General features: G+C 66.3%; 16 protein-coding genes and 1 riboswitch. Of the genes, 10 read left to right on the top strand and 6 right to left on the bottom strand.

Annotated elements, in window-relative coordinates; translation table 11 throughout:
- The coding region (rbp, locus tag NFX52_RS17740) for an RNA-binding regulator (RefSeq protein ID WP_252635757.1) at positions 1-227 on the bottom strand (227 nt) is incomplete at its 3' end.
- Between the two features lie 272 nt (positions 228-499).
- On the bottom strand, positions 500-910 hold the full coding sequence (rbp, locus tag NFX52_RS17735) for an RNA-binding regulator (protein ID WP_055402147.1): 411 nt from the start codon (positions 908-910) through the stop codon (positions 500-502).
- A gap of 333 nt (positions 911-1,243) precedes the next feature.
- Positions 1,244-1,436: riboswitch (yybP-ykoY riboswitch) on the top strand.
- 9 nt (positions 1,437-1,445) lie between these two features.
- On the opposite strand from rbp (NFX52_RS17735), the gene NFX52_RS17730 reads away from it, so the two are divergent.
- The 4 genes from NFX52_RS17730 to NFX52_RS17715 all read left to right on the top strand — a co-directional run bounded on the left by NFX52_RS17730 (position 1,446) and on the right by NFX52_RS17715 (position 5,070).
- Positions 1,446-2,012, top strand: coding sequence for a TMEM165/GDT1 family protein (locus tag NFX52_RS17730; protein WP_055402130.1), 567 nt, complete (start codon positions 1,446-1,448; stop codon positions 2,010-2,012).
- Between the two features lie 132 nt (positions 2,013-2,144).
- Entirely contained in the window at positions 2,145-3,275 is a 1,131-nt protein-coding gene (metX, locus tag NFX52_RS17725) for a homoserine O-succinyltransferase MetX (protein WP_055402132.1), read from the top strand.
- A complete protein-coding gene (gene metW / locus NFX52_RS17720; RefSeq protein ID WP_055402134.1) occupies positions 3,272-3,856 on the top strand; it encodes a methionine biosynthesis protein MetW in 585 nt (194 codons plus the stop codon). The genes metX and metW overlap by 4 nt, the downstream gene beginning before the upstream one ends.
- A gap of 83 nt (positions 3,857-3,939) precedes the next feature.
- The gene (locus NFX52_RS17715) at positions 3,940-5,070 is read left to right on the top strand and encodes a glycerophosphodiester phosphodiesterase (protein WP_055402136.1); all 1,131 of its coding nucleotides are present in this window, start codon (positions 3,940-3,942) and stop codon (positions 5,068-5,070) included.
- Here NFX52_RS17715 and NFX52_RS17710 read toward each other — a convergent pair.
- Both NFX52_RS17710 and NFX52_RS17705 read right to left on the bottom strand, forming a co-directional pair.
- Positions 5,054-5,689, bottom strand: a complete 636-nt coding sequence (locus NFX52_RS17710; protein ID WP_055402138.1) for an NAD(P)H-dependent oxidoreductase — start codon at positions 5,687-5,689, stop codon at positions 5,054-5,056. The genes NFX52_RS17715 and NFX52_RS17710 overlap by 17 nt on opposite strands.
- Positions 5,690-5,761: 72 nt before the next feature.
- Positions 5,762-6,232, bottom strand: a complete 471-nt coding sequence (locus tag NFX52_RS17705; RefSeq protein ID WP_055402140.1) for a MerR family transcriptional regulator — start codon at positions 6,230-6,232, stop codon at positions 5,762-5,764.
- 185 nt (positions 6,233-6,417) lie between these two features.
- Here NFX52_RS17705 and otnI point away from each other — a divergent pair, with 185 nt between their 5' ends.
- The 6 genes from otnI (at position 6,418) to NFX52_RS17675 (ending at position 14,252) form a co-directional block, all read left to right on the top strand.
- Complete coding sequence (otnI, locus tag NFX52_RS17700; protein WP_055402142.1) at positions 6,418-7,230, top strand: 2-oxo-tetronate isomerase; 813 nt, start codon at positions 6,418-6,420, stop codon at positions 7,228-7,230.
- 229 nt (positions 7,231-7,459) lie between these two features.
- Positions 7,460-9,520, top strand: coding sequence for a methyl-accepting chemotaxis protein (locus tag NFX52_RS17695; RefSeq protein WP_252635756.1), 2,061 nt, complete (start codon positions 7,460-7,462; stop codon positions 9,518-9,520).
- Positions 9,521-9,639: 119 nt separating this feature from the next.
- Entirely contained in the window at positions 9,640-10,896 is a 1,257-nt protein-coding gene (locus NFX52_RS17690) for a GGDEF domain-containing protein (RefSeq protein ID WP_121421690.1), read from the top strand.
- 184 nt (positions 10,897-11,080) lie between these two features.
- Complete coding sequence (locus NFX52_RS17685) at positions 11,081-12,571, top strand: M20 family metallopeptidase (RefSeq protein ID WP_055401400.1); 1,491 nt, start codon at positions 11,081-11,083, stop codon at positions 12,569-12,571.
- A gap of 61 nt (positions 12,572-12,632) precedes the next feature.
- Positions 12,633-13,256, top strand: a complete 624-nt coding sequence (locus tag NFX52_RS17680; protein WP_162239790.1) for a peroxiredoxin family protein — start codon at positions 12,633-12,635, stop codon at positions 13,254-13,256.
- A 123-nt stretch (positions 13,257-13,379) separates the two neighbouring features.
- Positions 13,380-14,252, top strand: a complete 873-nt coding sequence (locus NFX52_RS17675; RefSeq protein WP_252635755.1) for an alpha/beta hydrolase — start codon at positions 13,380-13,382, stop codon at positions 14,250-14,252.
- 74 nt (positions 14,253-14,326) lie between these two features.
- Here the strand turns inward: NFX52_RS17675 and NFX52_RS17670 are convergent, their stop codons facing one another.
- Entirely contained in the window at positions 14,327-14,809 is a 483-nt protein-coding gene (locus NFX52_RS17670) for a YidB family protein (protein WP_055395837.1), read from the bottom strand.
- Positions 14,810-15,021: 212 nt separating this feature from the next.
- A complete protein-coding gene (locus NFX52_RS17665; protein ID WP_055395844.1) occupies positions 15,022-16,392 on the bottom strand; it encodes a M20/M25/M40 family metallo-hydrolase in 1,371 nt (456 codons plus the stop codon).
- Positions 16,393-16,410: the final 18 nt, after the last annotated feature.

Below are 16,410 nucleotides of genomic sequence, written 5' to 3'. Positions count from 1 at the left end.
ACGACGATGCTGCGGCCACCCAGTGGCTGGCCATTCATGCCATTGATGGCGGCTTGGGCTTCCGCGTCACTGCCCATTTCCACGAAACCAAAGCCCTTGGAGCGGCCTGTGTCGCGCTCCATCATGACCTTGGCGCTGGTCACTGCGCCGAATTGGCCAAAGGCCTGTTCGAGATCGCTGTCGCGCACCGAGTACGGCAGGTTGCCGACGTACAGTTTGTTGCCCATTGAGGGACTCCTCAAAAACACATGGAAAAAGCGATGGAGTCCCGAAAACGCAGCCAGCTAATCTCAATGACGCTCTCAGCGCGAAACTGACGGATCACCGCAAACTTTAAGCGGGGGAAACCCCGCTGGCTCATTATGCGCCACACTTTTGCGGAAAAAGCAAGCGGCAATGCCGACTGTGGTGGCGATGCCGCGCAGGCATGAAAAAAGGAGCCCAGGGGCTCCTTTGTTTTGCCTTTGGCAGACCGCAAAGGTCTGCCAGCAAGGTCTTTTTAGTAGCTGCTACGGCCACCGCCGTAACCACCACCACCGCCGCCGCCGCTACGGCCACCGCCGTAACCGCCGCCGCCACCACCGCCGTAGCCGCCGCCACCACCGTAGCCGCCGCCACCACCGTTGCCGCCGCCGAAGCCGCCGCTACGGGGAGCGCGGGGCTCCATGGGACGGGCTTCGTTGACCACGAGGTCACGGCCGCCGAAATTGGTGCCATGCACGCCTTGGATGGCGGCTTGGGCTTCAGCATCGCTGCCCATTTCGACAAAGCCGAAACCCTTGGAGCGGCCGGTGTCGCGCTCCATCATGACCTTGGCGCTGCCGACCGAGCCGTACTGGCTGAAGGTCTGTTGCAGATCTTCGTCGCGGAAAGAGTAGGGCAGGTTGCCCACGTAAAGTTTGTTGCCCATGAAGGACTCCTGAAAAAACACAAAAACGCGATGGAGTCCGACGCAATCAACAAACCTGTGACGACTTCAAAGACGCGAAACTGACCATTCACCGCTAAGCTAACTGCTTTCCTGCAAGCAGAAAAGCGAACCCATTATTAATCACTTTATGAGGCGTGTGGGGTTTATTTCTGGATCAAGCCATCCATCCTGCACAAATTTGTGGGTATTTTGGAGCGTGCAACGGCGGTTTTCAGGGGAAACCCGCAGGGTCTGAACAGCCACCCGAACCTGGCCCGTCGCCACCTTTCGGCAACCACCCGCCTGTTTTCCGTGTCGGAAGCAGGGTAAAATCCGCGAGTCTTTGGGGAGTAGCCCGCCCGGCCGCGCAATGCGCCGGGGGCATGCGTCAACACACTTGGGTTCTTCGAAACCTATGGCGTATGCGGCTTTTGAGCTGGGCGAGACCATTGACTGCAAACCGATCCACATGGCCGGAGTCGGGGTGCAGTCAATGCGTTTTCCACCCATCCGGCCGGATAGGACCCCCTCCCCCATGGAAGCCTTTTTCATTTCTACCGCCATCGTCGCGCTCGCCGAGATGGGCGACAAGACGCAGCTGCTCGCGCTCGTGCTGGCCGCACGTTTTCGCAAGCCCTGGCCGATCGTGCTTGGCATCCTGGTGGCGACCCTAGTGAATCACGGCCTGGCCGGGGCTTTGGGTGCCTGGGTGACCACGTTCCTCGGCCCCCAGGTACTGCGCTGGATCCTGGGTGCATCGTTCATCGCCATGGCGGTGTGGATGCTGATCCCCGACAAGCTGGACGAAGGCGAAGCCGACGGATCGCCACGCTGGGGGGTGTTTGGCACCACCGTGGTCGCATTCTTCCTGGCCGAAATGGGCGACAAGACCCAGATCGCCACCGTCATGCTGGCCGCGCAGTACAACGCCTACCTGTGGGTGGTGGCGGGCACCACGCTCGGCATGATGATCGCCAACGCGCCGGTGGTCTGGCTGGGCGAGCGCATCACTCGCCGCGTGCCCATTCGCGCTGTCCATGTGGTCTCGGCGGTGATTTTTCTGGTGCTGGGGCTGGTGGCGACCTTCACGCCCGCCGGGTGAGCAGCAGCGGCCGTTTTGGTATATTTGCCAGACGCGCCGATTTGCCACAGCTTGCGGGCGCTTTATAAATCCTGCTAAAGACCCGTCCGACACATCCGCCCGGCCTCGTTTTTAGCGACGCCGGGTTTTTTTATGTCGTTTTTTGCCACGCCCCAGTCCATGCATTTTCCGGAGGTGCTCCCGCTGCAAAGCGGTGCGTCCATCCGCGACTACCACCTGGCCTACGAGACCTACGGCACGCTCAATGCCGACCGCTCGAACGCCGTGCTCGTGTGCCACGCCCTCAATGCCTCGCACCACGTCGCGGGCGTCTACGCCGGGCAGGACAAGAGCGAGGGCTGGTGGGACAACATGATCGGCCCGGGCAAGCCCGTGGACACCGACCGCTTCTTCGTGATCGGCGTGAACAACCTGGGCTCCTGCTTTGGCTCCACCGGCCCCATGCACAACCATCCCGATACGGGCGAGGTCTATGGCGCGGACTTCCCGGTGGTCACGGTGGAAGACTGGGTCAACGCCCAGGCCCGCCTGCTCGACCGCCTGGGTATCGAGCAACTGGCCGCCGTGCTGGGCGGCAGCCTGGGCGGCATGCAGGCGCTGAGCTGGACGCTCCAGTACCCCGAGCGCATGCGCCACGCGGTGGTGGTGGCCAGCGCCCCCAACCTCACGGCCGAGAACATTGCCTTCAATGAGGTGGCCCGCCGCGCCATCGTGACCGACCCGGACTTCCACGGCGGCCACTTTTATCGCCACGGCGTGATCCCCAAGCGTGGCCTGCGCATCGCCCGCATGATCGGCCACATCACGTACCTGAGCGACGATGTGATGAACGAGAAGTTCGGCCGGCAGCTGCGCGAAGGCCTGGAACTGAAATACAGCACCCAGGACATCGAGTTTCAGATCGAAAGCTACCTGCGCTACCAGGGCGACAAGTTCAGCGACTACTTCGACGCCAACACTTACCTGCTCATCACCCGGGCGCTGGACTACTTCGACCCCGCGCGCACCCATGCCGGCAACCTCACGCGGGCCCTGGCCCGGGCGCAGGCCAGGTTCCTGCTGGTGAGCTTCACCACCGACTGGCGCTTCTCTCCCAAGCGCAGCCGCGAGATCGTGAAGGCCTTGCTCGACAACCGCCGCAGCGTGAGCTACGCCGAGATCGACGCGCCCCACGGGCACGATGCCTTTTTGCTCGATGACGCCCGGTACATGGGCGTCCTGCGCTCTTACTTCGATAGCATTTCCAAGGAGTTGCAACCATGACCGAAAAAGCGGCGATGCAAGCCTTGGCGCGCCTGGTGCCCCCCGGCTCGCGCGTGCTCGACCTCGGTTGTGGCAACGGCGCCATGCTCGACTACCTGCAGCGCGAGCGCGGCTGCAGTGGCTATGGCGTGGAGATCGACGACGCCAACGTGCTGGCCTGCGTGCAGCGCGGGGTGGATGTGATCCAGCTCAACCTCGACGAGGGGCTGGCCATGTTCGACGACAACAGCTTTGACGTGGTGCTGCAGATCGACACGCTGCAGCACCTGCGCAATGCCGAAACCATGCTGCGCGAGACGGCGCGCGTGGGCCGCACGGGTGTAGTGGCGTTTCCCAACTTTGCGCACTGGCCCAACCGCCTGTCCATCCTGCGCGGACGCATGCCCGTGACGCGGCGCCTGCCCTACCAGTGGTACGACACGCCCAACATCCGCGTGGGCACCTACAAGGACTTCGAAGTGCTGGCCACCAAGAACAGCCTGCGCATCCTGGATGCCTTCGGCCTGCAGGATGGACAGGAAGTGCGCTGGCTGCCCAACGCGCGCGCGGGCACGGCCGTCTTCCACTTCGAACACGCGTAGCGCTTACCGGGGTGTACGCCCCGGCGACACGCCGCTGTCAAGCGCATCGGCTAAGGTGCGGGCTCCGTTTGTAGGAGACCCGCATGAAACGCATTGCACTGCGCGCCGTGACCGCTGCCGCGCTGTTGACCACCTGGGCGCTGGGCGCCGTCGCCCAGGCCTGGCCGCCCACCCCCACCGTCATTGCCCACCGGGGCGCATCGGCCCTGCGGCCCGAGCACACGCTCGCCGCGTACCAGAAGGCCATTGACGACGGCGCCGACATCATCGAGCCCGACCTGGTCATCACCAAGGACGGCGTGCTGGTGGCGCGGCACGAGAACGCCATCGCCATCCTGGGCGCCGATGGCTCTGTGAAGGAAGCCACCACCGACGTGGTGGACCGCCCCGAGTTTGCGGGCCGTAAAACCACCAAGACCATCGACGGCCAGGCCATCACCGGCTGGTTCACCGAAGACTTCACCCTGGCCGAGCTCAAAACCCTGCGCGCCCGCGAACGCATCCCTGCACAGCGCCCGGCCAACGTGGCCTATAACGGCCAGTTCGAGGTGCCCACATTGCAGGAAGTGATCGACCTTGCCAAGGCGGCGACGGCCAAGACCGGTCGCACCATCGGCATCTACCCCGAGACCAAACACCCCACCTACTTCCAGTCCATCGGCCTGCCGCTGGAGGCGCCGCTGCTGGCCGTGCTGGAGAAAAACGGCTGGAACCACAAGGACGCGCCCGTGTTCGTGCAGTCCTTCGAGGTCAGCAACTTGCAGGCGATCCGCAAACTCAGCAGCGTGCGCCTGGTGCAGCTGGTCGCGCCTTCGGGCCGGCCGTATGACTTTGTGGCGCAGGGCGCGGCCAACACGCGCGCTTATGCCGACCTGATCACGCCCGAAGGCCTGAAGCAGGTGGCCATCTATGCCAATGCCATCGGCCCGTTCAAGACGCTGGTGGTGCCGGTCAAGGATGGCGTGCCGGGCGAACCCACCCCGCTGGTGGCGCGCGCCCGCGCCGAAGGCCTGGCCGTGCACATCTGGACGCTGCGGCCCGAAAACGCCTTTCTGCCCGCCGGGCTGAAAAAGGCGCCCGCCACCGATGGCACCGTGCGCGGCGACAGCGTGGGTGAGATCACGGCCTATCTGCGCGCAGGCATCGACGGCTTCTTCACCGACGACCCGGCCGTGGGCCGAGCTGCCGTTCAAGCATTCACGGCGACGAAGTGACGGGTGCCGGGCGCGGCTTACCCGGCGCGGAGCGTGCCCCCTGGCGCTGCCCCAGTTGCCGCGCCTTTTCCACCCACTGCGCCAGCCGCTCGGTGCTGGCGCTGCGCACCGGGCCAAAGCTGTGCACCTGCACGGGGCTGATGCCGCAGAACTCCAGGATGGCCTTCTTCATCTGTTGGTGCCCTGGCATGCGTGTGACCCAGCGGAAGTACCAGGGCGGCGAGTCCATGGTCACCAGCAGCTCGGCCGATCGGCCGGCCAGCAGCTTGTCCCACAGCGATGAGCCTTTGCGGTACTTGAAGGCATAGCCGGGCAGCAGCACGCGGTCGATAAAACCCTTGAGCAGCGCGGGCATGGCGCCCCACCAGATCGGATAGACCCACACCAGATGGTGCGCCCAGGTGATGTCGGACTGCGCGGCCAGCAAATCGGGTTCCAGCGGCTGGGCAGCGTCATAGCCCTGAAACAGAGGGTTGAATGCGAGCTGACCCACGTCCAGAAACCGCACCTGCGCCCCTGCGCGCCTGGCGCCCTCGGCATAGGCACGTGCCATGCCTGCGCACAGGCTCTCGGCGGTGGGGTGGCCCAGGATGACCAGAATGTTTTGTTGCTCTGCCACAGACGCTCCATCACGGTGTTGTTGATGGCGCCATGGTCACCCTGCCCCACGGGGCAGAGTCAAGCGGTCAGGTCAAGTCGCGGTGAATCTTGCAGCGCCCGCCTTGGTAGCTGCACCAAATTGCGCGGGGTTGTGCGCTGGAGGTGCCACCGCCAGTGTGGAGGGCGCAGCGCAGGCTTCGGGTGCCACGGGCACGGCCAGCGTGTCGCAGGTGTGCAGCTCGGCTTCCAACAGCGCCAGCTGCGCGTCCAGCGCTGACAGGCGCGCCAGCTCCTGCGCCACGGCGGCCCGCCGCCCGGCCACCAGCTGGGCCATGCGTTCCCAGCCTGCAGCGGTGTCGATGTGGGGCAGGCCATCCAGCTCCGACAGCCGAAAACCCAGCGCCTGGGCCTGGCGGATCAGCAACACGCGGGCTACATCGGCCTCGCCATAGTGGCGGTAGCTGCCTGCGCGCGCCACCGTGCCCAGCAGGCCCCGCGACTCATACAGCCGGATGGCCTTGGGCGTGGTGCCGGTGCGTTGGGCGAGTTCTCCGATGCGCATTGGGTGTCCCGGTAGGAGGGCAAAATACTATCAAATTAGTAGCTACTGGCGCTTATCCATTAAGCGCTAGGTGCCAATTTGGCTCATATTTTTCATGGGTGGAGCCTGGTTGAGGCTTGGCAAGGGCTTCTGGCCCCGATGCTGCACGATAAGCTGCTGCGCTCTGATTCCACCTTCCGCCCGCCATGCCCCAGTTTGCCGCCAATCTGAGCCTGATGTACACCGAGCTGCCGTTTCTGGACCGCTTTGCCGCTGCGGCGCGCGACCGGTTCACGGCGGTGGAGTTCTTGTTTCCCTACGCCTTCGAGCCCGCCGAGGTGGCGGCCCGGCTTACGGACAACGGCCTGCAGCTGGTGCTGTTCAATGCCCCGCCTGGCGGCACCGACCGCAGCCGCATGGCGGCGGCGTGGGACCAGAACGCGCGCGGCACCGCGGCGCTGCCTGGGCATGAGGCCGAGTTCCGCGCGGGCGTGCAAGAAGCCCTGCGCTATGCCGAGGTGCTGGGCTGCCCGCGCATCCACGTGCTCTCGGGCATCGTGCCGCCCGGCGTGGAGCGCGAATCCCTCAAGGACCTGTGCGTTGGCAACCTGCGCTGGGCGGCGGCCGAGGCTGCGCGCGCGGGGTGCGACATCCTCATCGAGCCCGTCAACCTGCGCGACATGCCGCGCTACTTTCTGAACCGGCAGGATCACGCGCACGAGCTGCTTGATGCGGCGCAGGCCCCCAACCTCAAGGTGCTGATGGACCTCTACCACTGCCAGATCGTGGAGGGTGACGTGGCCACCAAGCTGCACCAGTACCTGCCCACGGGCCGGGTGGCGCATGTTCAGATTGCCGGTGTGCCCGGGCGCCACGAGCCGGACCGGGGGGAGCTGAACTACCCCTTTCTCTTCGACACCATCGACGCGTTGGGCTACGGCGGCTGGGTCGGCTGCGAATACCGGCCCGCAGCGGGCACCTCGCAAGGCCTGGGCTGGATGACTGGGAAGATCCGCTGAGTCGCTTTGCGCCTTCCCCCTATGCCTTCGTTGTGGGGCGGCCCTGGCTCGGCGTCCTCGGCTCGGGCAGTGCCAGTTTCGCAGGCCGTGACTCACACATCGGCGGCGTTGAGGTACGCAGCTTTGCGTAAGGGAATGCGTGAATAAATGTAACAAGCCTCTGGACGTAGAGTGACCGCAGACCGGCGACAGCCGGCCTTGGGCTTTCAATCTCCAGGAGACACACTGCATGGCTGCTTCCCTTGCCAACAACCGTTCCGTCGCGCGCCAGGTCACGCTGACCGCCATTGCGCTGGTGGCCCTGGTGCTGGTGCTGGTGGGGCTGGCCATTGCCGTGCTGACCGAGCGCAGCACCCGCGCCCTGGTCGCCTCCAGTGTGGGCGACACCGCGCAGAGCGTGGCGCAGTCGCTGGACGCCGCTGACAACACCAACCGCGAGCTGGTGCAGCTGACCATGAAGGGCTTTCAGCGCTACTTCGAGGCCACCATGCAGCTCGACGAGGCCACGGGCGAGCTGCGCAGCTACGGCGCGCTGGTCAATGAGGACTACGGCTCGGTCGACAAATTCGCCAGCGAGACGGGCGGCATTGCCACCGTGTTCGCCAAGAAGGGCGATGACTTCGTGCGCATCACCACCTCGGTCAAGAACGAACAGGGCGCGCGCCAGCAGGGCACGCCGCCGGGCAAGGACGACCCGGCCTATGCCACCGTGTCCAAGGGCGAGCCCTACACCGGAGTCACCGTGGTGGGCGGCAAGCCCTTCATGGGCCACTACCTGCCCGCCAAGGACGCTTCGGGCAAGGTGATTGCGCTGCTGTTCATCGGCAATGACATCAGCGTGTTCCACGCCATGCTGCAAAAGCAGGTCACGCAGACCAAATTCTTCGAGCATGGCGGCACGTACGTGATCAACCCCGGCACCTCGCTCGACAAGGCGGTGTTCGTGTACCACCCCACCGCACGCGGCAAGCGTGTGCTGGAGGCCTACCCCCAGGCCCGCCCGTTTTTTGAAGCCCTGGCCGCATCGCCCGATGGCTTTGTGCGCGAGGCCGCCCCCGTGTTGGGCGCAGGCGCCGAAGACCCCTGGGCCCTGGTGCGCAAAACCGGCGGCGGCTGGTGGGTGGTGGCGGAGGTGGCCGACGGCGAGGCCATGGCCAGCCAGCGCCGCGTCACGCTCGCCGTGTGGGGCTTGATGGCCGTGGCCGTGGTGCTGCTGGCCATTGGCCTGTTCCTCATGCTGCGCCGGGGCGTAAGCCGCCCGCTGCAGGATCTGACCCAGGCCATCACCCTGGTAGCGCAGGGCGACCTGACCGAAGAATTCCGCACCACGCGGCGCGACGAAATCGGCGCGCTGGTGCAGGAGGTGGAAGGCATGCGCCAGCGCTACACGCAGATGCTGCAGCAGGTGCGCACGGCGGTGGACAGCATCACCACCGCCAGCGCCGAGATCGCCAGCGGCAACCAGGACCTGTCGGCCCGCACCGAGGCCACGGCCAGCAGCCTCGCGCAGACCGCGCAGAGCATGGAGCACCTCACCTCCACCGTGCGCCAGTCGGCCGACGCCGCGCGCCAGGCCAACCAGCTGGCCAGCACCGCCGCCGCCGTGGCCGCACGCGGTGGCCAGGTGGTGGGCGAGGTGGTCACCACCATGGGCGACATCAACCAAAGCTCGCGCAAGATTGCCGACATCATCGGCGTGATCGATTCCATTGCGTTCCAGACCAACATCCTGGCATTGAACGCAGCGGTGGAAGCCGCCCGCGCAGGTGAACAAGGCCGGGGCTTTGCCGTGGTGGCCAGCGAGGTCCGCAGCCTGGCCGGGCGCAGTGCCGAGGCCGCGCGCGAGATCAAGGCGCTCATCGGCGCCTCGGTGGAGCGGGTGGAATCGGGCGCACGCCTGGTGCAGAACGCGGGCACCACCATGGACGAGATCGTGGGCTCGGTCAAACGCGTGGGCGACATCATTGGTGAGATCACAGCGGCATCGAGCGAGCAGTCCGACGGCATCGGCCAGGTCAACACTGCCGTGAACCAACTGGACCAGATGACACAGCAGAACGCTGCCCTGGTGGAGGAATCCGCTGCCGCAGCCCAAAGCCTGCGGGAGCAGGCATCCCGCCTGGCGGGGGCGGTGCAGGTGTTCAAGCTCTCGCGGGCCGAGGGCGCGGCCGGTGGCGGTATCGGCTACACCCAGCGCGCGGCCCTGGCCGCGCCCATGGCACAAACGGGCGAGGGCGAGGCGGTGCACGCCCCCGGCAGTGGCGCGCGCGCACCCGCCCAGTTGCAATAGCCCACTGCACCCGACCAATCGGCTGTGCGGCGGGGGCGCGTGGTCATCTGGCGGTTTGCGGTCTGCAGACCTTCGTTTATGCTGATCTGAAACCCCCCACCACACCGCCCACCCCATCCATGGCCGCCCACGTTCCCACCATGCTGGTCATGATCATCGTGAGTTCGCTCATGATGGCCGCCTCCATGGCTGTGGTGGGCTGGGGGCGTCGGCGCGATGGCCTGGGGCGGTGGGCGGCCGCCCTGATGGTCAATGCCGTCGGGCATTTGCTGATCATGCTGCGGGGCCTGGTGCCGGATGTGGTGTCCATCGTGCTGGGCAACCTGCTGCTGTCCTGCGTGTTTGTGGGGATGATCGCCGCGATCTACCAGTTCCAGGGGCGCCCGCCACGGTGGCTGCTGCTGCTCACACCGTCGGCGCTGGTCACGTGTTTTGTCATCGTGTTTATCGACAACTTTCCGGCGCGCGCGAGTTTTGTGGGCCTGGTCATCGGGCTGCAGGCCGTGTGGGCTCTGGTAGCGGCCCTGGAGCGCCGCCATGCCACCGTGGGGCGCGGGCAGTGGCTGCTGGTGGCAGGGCTGGGCCTGGAGGCCCTGGTGCTGGGCGGCCGCGCGCTGCTGGCATTGGGCGAAAGCCAGACGGCCACCAGCATCCTCCAGGGCAGCCTGCTGCAGACGCTGACCTTCATGGCCACGTTTTCTGTGGTGCTCATCAGCTCCATGGGATTTGTGTTCATGTCACGCGACCGTGCCGACGAGAACAACCGCATCATGGCGGCGCTGGACCCGCTTACCGGCGTGGCGAACCGCCGCTCGCTGATCGCGGCGCTGGACCGCGACGTCTCGCGCGCCGTGCGCTCGCGCGAATCCATTGCGCTCATGATGGTGGACATCGACCACTTCAAGCGGGTCAACGACCGCTACGGGCACCCCGCCGGTGACCAGGTGCTGTGCAGCGTGGTCAATGTGCTGAGCGAGCGCGTGCGGGCGCAGGACCTGGTGGGCCGCTACGGGGGTGAGGAATTCATGGTGGTGCTGCCCGACACCACGTTGCTGGGGGCCGAGCAGCTGGCGCGGGAACTGTGCAAGGCGGTGGAGGAATCGCGTTGCCGCATCCGCGCAGTCGGCGGAGCCGCGCCAGATGCAACCACCGACGCGGCCCTGGGCATTGCCGTCACGGTCAGCATTGGCGTCTTTGGCGGCCGGCTGGAGCCCGGCGACAGCTGGGACATGCTGATCGCCGCAGCCGACCGTGCGCTCTACCAGGCCAAGGAAAACGGCCGCAACCGGGTGGAGGTGTCCACCAGCCTGCGGCGCCCCGCCTCCCTGGCGGCGGCACAGGCCAATCCCGACACGCATCCTGTTTCCCGGTATTGACCCCCAAGAGGGACGCGGGACGGGCCACGCTGGGCACACCACCCGAAGAAGAGCTGCGCCCCCTGCCACAGCGCTGCCAGACTATGTCGCGGGTGTATGGATACCTGCCATGGCGCCCGCACAGGCGTTGTGTTGGAATGCTGGTTTCGGTCCACAAGATCCGCCGTATTCAGGAGAGCTGCCCATGAACGCCCGAGTCCCACCCCACGCCCTGCAACCCGCCCTGGCCCTCGAACGGGTCAGCCAAGCCTGGGACAACGACATTGTTCGCCAGCTCACCGACTACATCGCCATCCCCGCCAAGTCGCCCATGTTCTCGCCCGATTGGGCCGAGCAGGGCCTGCTCGACACCGTGGTGCGCAACGCCGCCGCGTGGGTCGAGTCGCAGAAGGTTGAAGGCCTCACGCTCGAAATCGTGCGCCTGGAAGGCCGCACCCCCGTGCTGTTCTTTGAAATCGACGCCACCCAGGCCGGCGCCACCGATACCGTGCTCATGTACGGCCACCTCGACAAGCAACCCGAGTTCAGCGGCTGGCGCAACGACCTCGGCCCTTGGACGCCCAAGTACGAAGACGGCAAGCTCTATGGCCGGGGCGGCGCCGATGACGGCTACGCGGTGTACGCCAGCATCGCCGCCGTGCAGGAGCTCAAGCGCCAGAACGTGCCCCACCCGCGCATCGTGGGCCTGATCGAGACCTGCGAGGAAAGCGGCTCGCGCGACCTGCTGCCCTACATCGACGCCCTCAAGCCCCGTATGGGCAACGTGGCACTGGTGGTGTGCCTGGACTCGGGCGCCGGCAACTACGACCAGCTGTGGCTCACCACCAGCCTGCGCGGCATGGCCACCGGCACGCTCAAGGTCGAGATCCTTACCGAAGGCATCCACTCCGGTGACGCCTCGGGCCTGGTGCCTTCGTCGTTCCGCATCATGCGGCAGGTGCTCGACCGGCTCGAAGACAGCGCCACCGGCCGTCTCCTGCCCCAGAGCTTTCATTGCGAAGTGCCTGCCGACCGCCTGGCCCAGGCCCGCGCCACGGCGGGCATCCTGGGCGAAGAGGTGTACAAGCGCTTCCCCTGGGCGCACTACGACTGCGGCGGCTCCACCACCTTTGCATTGCCCACCACCACCGACCCGCTGCAGGCCCTGCTCAAGCGCACCTGGGAGCCCACGCTGAGCGTGACCGGCGCCGAAGGCTTCCCGGCCCTGCAGGACGCAGGCAATGTGCTGCGCCCCTACACCGCCTTCAAGCTCAGCCTGCGCCTGCCGCCCCTGGTAGATGCCGCCCAGGCTGTGCAGGAACTCAAGGCCTTGCTGGAAGACAACGCGCCTTACCAGGCCAAGGTCACCTTCCAGAGCATGAGCGGCGCCACAGGCTGGAATGCCCCCGCCACCACGCCCTGGTTCGAGCAGGCGCTCAACGCCGCCTCGCAGGCCCACTTCGGCGCACCCTGCGGCTACATCGGCCAGGGCGGCACCATCCCTCTCATGAACATGCTCAGCGAAGGCTTCCCCACCGCGCAAATGATGGTGTGTGGTGTGCTCGGCCCCAAAAGCAACGCCCACGGCCCCAACGAGTTCCTGCATGTGCCCTACGCCAAGAAGCTCACCGCCGCCGTGGCGCAGGTGATTGCAGGCATGGCACAGCAGGCGGTCGCACCTGCCGCAGCGGGCTGATAGGCGCGATCTTTTCAGCTTTCACCGTTCTTTCACACCCAAGACTGACGCAAAAATGGGCATGGGCAGCCGGCACGCTCCAAGCGATGCGGCCGCTGCGTTCCGGTTTGCGCAAGTCCTCACACCCTTCTGGCAGGCACAGATCACCATGGACAAACGCGCTTTTCTCCACGCCTGTACGGCCACCACACTGGCCGCTGCGGTACACCCTCTTGTCCATGCCCAGGCGCCTGCGGCAACGGCGGGGGTTGCCGCTCCTGGCCCGCGCCACACGCTGTTGGGCACCAACAGCGAAGGCAAGCCTGTCGCACTGACCGACTTTGCGGGCAAGGTGTGCCTGGTGAGCTTTTTCACCGCTGGTTGCGCCCTGTGCACCAACGAGCTGCGGCTGATGCGCGAGTTCTATACGAACAACCGCCAGCGCGACTTTGTGCTGCTGGGCGTGAACATGGACGAAAAAAACGCGGACTTCATGCAGTACATCGAGCTGCTCAAAGTGTCCGTGCCTGCCGAGCAGCGCTTTCCGATTGCCTGGCGCAACGCTGTGGGGCACCAGGACAGCTTTGGCACCATCACCCGCCGCCCCACGCACTATGTGCTCAACCGCCAGCACCAGCAGGTGTTGCGCCGCGAAGGCAATTTTCTGCCCACGGATTGGGACGACCTCTGGGCCTCCATCGCCTGATGCGGGTTGCGCCACGCATGCTGCGTTCGGCCCCCGCCGGGCCATGCCGTACCGCCTTTTTATGGGATTGCCTTCCTGTTCTTTCCTGGTTGAGCGATTGCCCGCTCAACAGCACCGCCCGCCATGATCTCTGACGACCCCATTCCCTCCACCCTCACCACCTTCACCGCCAGCGATGGCGAAAACCTGGCTGTGCAGGACTGGCCCCTGCCCGAGGGCGAGCCCTGCCGGGGCACCGTGCTGCTGGTGCATGGCCTGGGCGAACATGTGGGCCGCTACGACGCGGTGGCCCGCCGCCTCAACGACTGGGGTTTTGCCGTGCGGGGTTACGACCAGTATGGTCACGGCGAATCCGGCGGGCCGCGTGGCGGCCTCACTTCGGACCTGCGCCTGCTGGATGACCTGGCCGACCTGGTGGACGCCACGCGCGCCCGCATGCCCGCAGGCCAGCCCCTGGTGTTGCTGGGCCACAGCATGGGCGGGCTTGTGGCTTCGCGTTTTGTGTCGTTGAAGATACGGCCTGTGGACGCCCTGGTGTTGTCATCCCCCGCGCTGGATGCGGGCCTGGGCGCCGTGCAAAAGCTGCTGCTGGCCACGCTGCCGCGCATCGCACCCAACCTGCGCGTGGGCAATGGGCTCGATGCGCAGTACCTCTCGCACGACCCGGCCGTGGTCGCGGCCTACCTGGCCGACCCGCTGTGCCACGACCGCATCAGCGCCCGCCTGGCCCGCTTCATCGCCAACGGCGGCCCCGCCACCGTGGCCCGCGCCGCGCACTGGAGCGTGCCCACGCTGCTGATGTGGGCGGGCAGCGACAAGCTGGTCCACCCTGCGGGCAGCCGTGCCTTTGCGGCCGCAGCCCCCAAGGCCGCCGTGCATGCACACTGCTTTGAACCCCTGTTCCACGAGCTGTTCAATGAAAGCCCGGAACTGGCCGAGCCGGTGTTCGACCTGCTGCAGCAGTGGCTGGTGCGGCGCTGTCCGGCAGTGAGGTAGCCGGGTCGTCGCGGTTACCCAAAATTTCAAGCCAAAATGGCCTCCAGCGCTTATCTAGCAGGCGCTAGCAGCTATCATTTTTGTAACAGTCCGCCCAGCATTCCGAACAGGTCGTTCGAGGTGCCAAACCCGCCCTGCGGCACCTCGCCGCGCGGGCTCAGCTGGTCGATCAGGCCCGGCAGCACCTGGGCCAGCTGGCCTGCTGCCGCGCCGGGGCCCACGCCCAGTTGCGATGCGATCTGCGACAGCGGGCCGCTGCCCAGCACGCTGGACAACTGTTCGCCTGAGATCGCCTGGTTCGGTCCCGCGCTCAGCCAGGACGCAATCACATTGCCCAGCCCCGCCTGCTGAAACTTGGCCATCAGCCCCGGCAGACCACCCACCGGGCCGTCGTTGCTGATCAGGGACATCACGGCCTGCACCAGCTGCGGGTTCTGCGCAGCCAGGCTGATCAAGCCGCCCAGGCCACTCCCGGCCCCACCGGCTGCAGCGGCGCCATTGCCGCCTTGCGATGCATTGTTGATAACGGCACCCAGAACGGAATCGAGCAAACCCATGGTGTTCTCCTGCAGAGGGATAAAGGACGGCGGTGCGCCGCCCCGGACGGAACCACCCATGGTACGCACCTTGGCGTCCCCTTCATGTCAACAATCGTGAATTGTGGTGCTGCGGACCCTGACCGGCAGGGCAAGCGGCAACACGCCACCCACGGCCCGCACCACTCCCAGGCTGGTGTGTGTCGCTGAGGGGGCGCCCCGCTGCCGCGCAACTACTTGGTGCGGGGTGGGCGCTTGTCCAGCAGCGGTGCGCTCACACCCTGCACCCCCACCAGCCCCAGCACCGTGACCAGCGAGGTCTGAGCACCCTTCCAGGCGTCCGTCAGGTCAATCCACTCGGACAGTGCGTGGAAGCCGCCCGTCTTGCCGCCGCCCCCGATCACGATGGCGGGGATGCCCAGCGACATCGGCACGTTGGCGTCGGTGCTGGCGCCGCCCAGCACCGTCTTGCGGCCAAACGCCGTGTTGGCGCGCACAGCCGCTTCGACAATGACCGAATCCGCCGCCGTACGGCCACCGGGCCGGTCGCCGATGAGCTTGGTCGAGGCGCTCAGGGTGTTCACACCCCAGCGTGCGTTCTCTTCGGTCACGGCGCTGTCCACTGCGGCCAGCACCTGCTTTTCGGTGGCCAGCATCGGGGCTGTTTCGTCGGAGCGGATGTCCACCGCCATGCGTGCATCGGGCGCGATGGTGTTGACGGATGTGCCGCCGCCCACGGTGCCCACGGTGAACGTGGTCTTGGGGCTCTTGGGCGTGCGGATGTCGGCGATCTTGGCAATGGCGCGGCCCATGCCGTGGATGGCGCTGGGCACCTCGCCGAACGCGGCGTAGCTGTGGCCGCCCGGGCCCTTGAAGGTCACCTCGTGGCGGTGGCTGCCCGTGCCCAGCACCAGCACCGTGCCGTCGGGCGCGGGCTCCAGCGCCACCATGCCGTCGATGTCCAGGTGTTCCTTGAACAAATGCTTCATGCCGCGCAGGTTGCCAAGCTCCTCCTCGCCCACATTGCCCACAAACACCAGGTCGCCCACGGTGGCGATCTTCTGGTCGTTCAACACCTTGAGCCACGACAGCAGCACGGCCAGGCCGCGCGTGTTGTCGGAAATGCCGGGCGCATAGAGCTTGCCGTCGCGCTCTTTCACCTTCACATCGGTGCCGGATGGGAACACCGTGTCCAGGTGGGCCGAGATGACCAGCTTGGGGCCGTTGCCCGTGCCCCTGCGCACGCCCACCACATTGCCTTCGGCATCGATGGCGGCGTTGGTCAGGCCCAGGGCCTGGAGCCGGGCCAGAAAGGCTTCGGCACGCTTTTGTTCCTTGAACGGCGGCGCCTCGATCTCGGTGAGCATGCGCAGGTCTTCGGTGGCGCGGTCGTGGTCGGCCTTCACGGCGTCAAGCAGCTGCAGGATCTGGGGCGCAGCCATGAGCTGGCCGTAGGCCTTGTCCACGGCGGGTCGCAGCGTGGTGGGTGTGGGCGCCACGGCGCCGAACTGCGCATGGGCGGCACCGGGCAGCAAGGCGGCGCAGGCGAGGGCCATGGCACCCGCAAGGGCTGTGGCACGGAAGGTATGGAGAGGGAGAGTCATGGTGATCCAGCGAAACAC

This window comes from Acidovorax facilis, assembly GCF_023913775.1.
In the GTDB taxonomy this organism is placed as follows: Bacteria; Pseudomonadota; Gammaproteobacteria; order Burkholderiales; family Burkholderiaceae_C; genus Acidovorax; species Acidovorax facilis.
The sequence above is the reverse complement of the archived record's forward strand: the minus strand, read 5'-3'. Positions and strand labels throughout refer to the sequence as shown.